Source organism: Massilia violaceinigra (assembly GCF_002752675.1).
In the GTDB taxonomy this organism is placed as follows: Bacteria; Pseudomonadota; Gammaproteobacteria; order Burkholderiales; family Burkholderiaceae_D; genus Telluria_A; species Telluria_A violaceinigra.
This window is the reverse complement of the sequence record NZ_CP024608.1, coordinates 5,733,106-5,737,885: the sequence shown is the minus strand read 5'-3', so window position 1 is coordinate 5,737,885 and position 4,780 is coordinate 5,733,106. Positions and strand designations below refer to the sequence as shown.

Here is a 4,780-nt window from a genome sequence, read left to right as displayed (position 1 = left end):
CGGCAAGGTGCGCGCTGAGCGTTGCACGCACTACAGCGCTGGCCGGGCCAGGGCCTCGCTCCCGATCCGGGGTGCGAAAAAATGGCTGCGCGAGTTGTGCTTGCTGCTGCATGACGTCGACCGCGGGAGCAAGGTCGTCAATCCGCACAGATTACCGCCGTAAGCCCGGCCAAACGCGTGATGATTGATTTAGGCATACCTGCGGGACCAGATGGCTTTGCCGACGAATGTATCTGGGCGTGTGTTACGCTAGAAAGGCTGGCGTTATCTTCATGAATTAAGGGGGAATAATGGAGCAGGGGAAGAAGACGCATACGTTAATTCAACAAGTCAATGAGAACCCGGTGGATAATCGTTCCATCGATCCGGTAGTCGAGCCTCTGACGCCACTACTTGATGAAGTAGAAATAATTCTCGATAAGCAAATGGTCGAGTGGATAGCCGAGCTTAGGCGGCTATCCGATTTAATTGCCGGCGTGCGAGGTGGAAATTTCGCCTTAGTAATGATTTCTGCGGCTGACCCAGAATATAAGAATTTAGCGCCGGAATGGATACTAGAGGCCGCTCTTGGCAAACCCGAGGATTGGCCGAAGGGATTCGAGGTAGGTTTGCTCAACCGCTCTAAATAGCTCCGGGGAAATCATGAAACTTCAAGGAGTAGCGCGGAAGCCGATCCACACCAAGATCCCTCGAGCACGTCGAGCGGCTAGTTGGCCGCATCCCCGGCCGCCATCTTATGCCGCCACAGTCCGGTTGCGCCCGGCGTCCTTCGCTGCGTACAGCGCGCGGTCGGCCCGTTCTATCATGTCATCGATCGGTTCACCGTCGATGTAGCGTGTCAAGCCGGTCGAGAAAGCAATCCGCAGCTCTGGAACATGGGCGCTGGCCGATGCCGCCGCAAGCGCCCCGCGCAGCCGCTCGATTGCGGTGTGCGGGTCGCCCGGAGGGTTAGTTTCCGGCAGCAACAGCAAGAATTCCTCGCCTCCCCAGCGTGCGACGATGTCGGTACTGCGCAGCTGGGCGCGCGCCAGGTGAGCGAATGTCATCAGTGCCTCGTCACCGACACGGTGGCCATGGGTATCGTTAACGTTTTTAAAAAAGTCGATATCGGCGAGCGCTACCGCAAAGCCGGGTCCGCCACGCGAGCGCCTGGTGATGTGCTCCCCCAGCAGGGTGATCATGTGGCGCCGGTTGTCCAGCCCGGTCAGTTCATCGTGGGTTGCTGCGACCTGTATGCGCTCTAGCCCGGATATTTCGTGAGTAGAGGTCGGCGATCCCGTGCCGAAGCGCGTTGTTACTGGTATCTGACGCCAATCACAACCGGGGACCGCCGATGCCAAATTGTACCAATGAACCGATCAAGTTGGGGAGGGTTGGACGGCGCGTCGTTGAGGCGTCATTCGACGGCGGCGACATCGTCAGCGACGGCGGGGTTCTGCTGCTGCGCCAAGTGGATCAGCGCATCGGCTTAAGCAAAGCGATTGCGCGCGTATTCGAGGATCGACGCCGTCGTGCCAGCGTTTCGCACAGCATGCGCGACTTGCTCGCGCAGCGCGTGTACGGCCTGTGCTGTGGCTGGGAGGACGTCTGTGACCACAATGTGCTGCGCCGCGACTTGGCCATGCAAACGGCAGTGGGCCGGGCCGATGACTTGGCCTCGGCGCCGACGCTGAGCCGGCTTGAAACGTCCTCCACGCGCGCGCAGGCGGCCGCCCTGCATGGCGTTCTGCTCGATCAGTTCATCGCCAGCAAAGCTAAGCGGCCCAAGGAACTGGTGCTCGACATCGATGCCACCCACATGCCGCTGCATGGAGAGCAAGAGAAGTCCCACTTCCACCGCTACTACGACAATTACTGTTACTTGCCGCTGTACGTCTTTTGTGGCCAGGATATCCTCGCCTGCGTCTTGCGGCCCAGCAGCCGCGATCCGGCCGGTATCCTCAGCGCATTAATCAAATTGATCTCCCGGCGCTTGCGCCAGGCTTGGCCACGCATCCGCATCATCGTGCGCGGCGATTCCGGGTTCTGCCGTCATCAAGCTCTGCGCCGCTTCGAGAAATGGGGGCTGCACTATATCGTCGGCTTGCAAAAGAACTCAGCGTTGCTGCAACGAGTAGAGTTGGCCGAACTGGCACTGGCCGAGATGTATCAGAAGGCCGGTTCCAAGCAGCGCATGATTGGAGAATTCACTTATGCGGCGGGGACGTGGGATCGGCAACGGCGCGTCATCGCGCGGCTGGAACACGATGCGCGCGGCGCCAACCCGCGTTTCATCGTCACCAACCTGACTGGGGGTCCCAAGGCACTGTACGAACGCGTGTATTGCGCCCGTGGCGAAGCAGAGAACCGTATCAAGGAGGCGCAGCTCGATTTGTTCGGACGCCGTGCGAGCTGCCATAAATTCCAGGCCAACCAACTGCGGCTGCTACTGGCAGCGTTCGCCTATACCCTGATGATCAATTTGCGCCGCCTGGCTTTGGTTGGCACGGAACTGGCACGCGCCTGCACGGCGACGATCCGCATCAAACTGCTCAAGATCGGCGCGGCCGTCGTGCGCAACACGCGGCGCGTGCGCGTCATGCTCGCATCCCAACATCCACTCAAGCACGTCTTCCTCACTGCCGCCCGCGCGCTGGCACCATAAGCCCGCCAAGTGCTGTCCCCGGCACGCTATAAAGCAACGGGGGTAGGGGGAGTTACGTCTGCAATCAGGCCGCGCGGCAGAACCGACACCAGGAAGCGAGCAATCAACATGCCGCAGCCATGTTCGGCGCACCCCGGCCCTCAGATTGGCAGACTCATGAAATATCCGGGCTAGCGCCCGGGCCAGCTCGTCCTTCTGGCTGCGCAGACGTTTGCGCATTTTAGATACCAGCATCGATAGCATGGAGATGGCCGTGAGGGACGTCGCCATCATGGCGAAATACATGAGTTCCAGCGGGCCCTGGTAGACGTGCGGGTCGGTGCGCACTTTCCATGCCATGACAAGACCCATCACGGTCAGGGTATATAGTAAGACAAGGCGAACCCGGCGCATGCTCATGTCGAACATGCCATACACGGTGACCACGGCCAGGAAAACGATCGTGGCGGAATGAATCGGGCCGCACACCGCATAGGCGAACGCAACCATGGACTGCGCCACCAGCGCCTGCGGGAAAGCAAGCTTGGGCTCGCTGAAATGGAGATTGAGGCCGCTGCGTATGATGAAGTAAAAAACCGGACCGGCCAGTGTCAGCAGCAGGGCGAGAATGACGATGTTCTCTATGGGAAACACGTCATAGAGGACGCCAAAGCTCAATAGAGCAAGACAGACCGCGTACAGGGCGGTGGTGGTCAACACCATCGTGATGGCCCGTCGTTGGTCGCGGTCGTTGGTAAGGACCAGGCTGGCTAAGCGTTGCATCCGGCTTGGGGGTGCGCTAGCGTCAATTTCGTTTCTGGCAGCCATTACACTCTTCATCGGACCTTCGTAATTTCGTGAGTATCGTTACCCAGATCAATTATCCACGAACTCCTGCAGGCGAGCCGTTCGGTTAGCCGGATGAGGTGACGAGCTTGTCGACAAGGGAATCGGAAAACCATCAGGGTGGAAGCGCTTTCATCCGTCCGCGATTTTTGCGCTCTGTCCATCTGAATGGTTCGTCCATCGCGTCGTTGGGCGGCGTGCTCGCGGTCGATGCTACTGTCTGAGGCCACAACGATAAGGAGCTCAAATGCAGACACAATGGCAGAAAATCGGGGGCATTGCCGCTTTCTTTGAAGCGTTCGCCTACATTGTCGGCTTCAGCGTCATGCTGACCGTGCTGCAGCCAGCAGGTGGTGCCAGTGCCACGCCCGAGCAACAACTGGGCCATGTCCTGAGCATGTCGGCGCTGTTCAAAGCGTGGAATATCGTCATCTATGTCGTGTTCGGCGCCGTGCTTGCCGTGCTGGTGATCGCTCTTCATGCAAGGCTTGCCAGCGGTGCGGAGATGCTGATGCGGGTGGCCAGCGCGTTTGGCCTGATCTGGTCCGGTCTGGTGATTGCGACGGGAATGATCGCTAACGTCGGCCTGAGCACCGTCGCCAAACTGTACGTGGAAGACCCGCGCTCCGCCACGGTGGCGTGGCGAACCTTGAACGCGGTGCAGGAGGGGCTGGGCGGCGGTGTGGAATTGGTTGGCGGGCTGTGGGTGATACTGGTGAGCGTGGTTGCGCTGCGCCTGTCGGCCCTTCCGCGATCGCTCAACTATGTTGGTATTGCCACCGGGACGGCCGGTGTGCTCACCTTGATTCCACCCCTTGGCGAACTGGGCGCGGTCTTCGGCATCGGTCAGATTGTCTGGTTCGTCTGGCTCGGGATTGTGTTGATATCGCCTCCGGCAGCCCTTGGGCCGGGCCGTGAAGGAGCTGCCATTGGAACGGTGCCCTGACGAAGCTATTTTTGAAGCGGCTACAGCCGGCGCATCGCGCGTTTTAGCTCAGGCTATTGCAAGCGCTGTGTTACCACTCATGGCGCTTGCCCACCGTTTGGCGCGGGGGCGCTGAAGCTGCGCAATGCGGGCCATATCGTTTTTTAGCCTGTTAATTTCATCACATCCGTAGGCATTGCTTGGCCCGGTTATGACCGACACGCCGTTGCTCGGCAATTCCCTCACCCATTCATTGCGCTAAAAATTTACAAATTGGCAATTTTGTCGGCAGTCTCGGCCGTGATTTGCCTAAAAAGATTGCAATAAAAAATAGTTTGGAAATTACTAAACTTTTCCGGAAATCGTTGGATACCTTGTTTAAGGAA

4 protein-coding genes are annotated in these 4,780 nt (G+C 58.9%); 3 read left to right on the top strand and 1 reads right to left on the bottom strand.

The annotated features are described in order from the left end of the window. The first annotated feature begins 290 nt into the window (after nucleotides 1–290). The gene (locus CR152_RS24775; protein ID WP_099879425.1) at nucleotides 291–629 is read left to right on the top strand and encodes a hypothetical protein; all 339 of its coding nucleotides are present in this window, start codon (nucleotides 291–293) and stop codon (nucleotides 627–629) included. Nucleotides 630–734: 105 nt separating this feature from the next. On the opposite strand, the gene CR152_RS24770 is transcribed toward CR152_RS24775, so the two are convergent. After that, a complete protein-coding gene (locus CR152_RS24770; protein WP_099882739.1) occupies nucleotides 735–1,340 on the bottom strand; it encodes a diguanylate cyclase in 606 nt (201 codons plus the stop codon). Here CR152_RS24770 and CR152_RS24765 point away from each other — a divergent pair. Together CR152_RS24765 and CR152_RS24755 are read left to right on the top strand one after the other, a co-directional pair. After that, the gene (locus CR152_RS24765) at nucleotides 1,334–2,644 is read left to right on the top strand and encodes an IS1380 family transposase (protein WP_099875410.1); all 1,311 of its coding nucleotides are present in this window, start codon (nucleotides 1,334–1,336) and stop codon (nucleotides 2,642–2,644) included. The genes CR152_RS24770 and CR152_RS24765 overlap by 7 nt on opposite strands. Before the next feature lie 1,072 nt (nucleotides 2,645–3,716). Continuing rightward, the gene (locus tag CR152_RS24755; RefSeq protein ID WP_099879422.1) at nucleotides 3,717–4,415 is read left to right on the top strand and encodes a DUF4386 family protein; all 699 of its coding nucleotides are present in this window, start codon (nucleotides 3,717–3,719) and stop codon (nucleotides 4,413–4,415) included. Nucleotides 4,416–4,780: the final 365 nt, after the last annotated feature.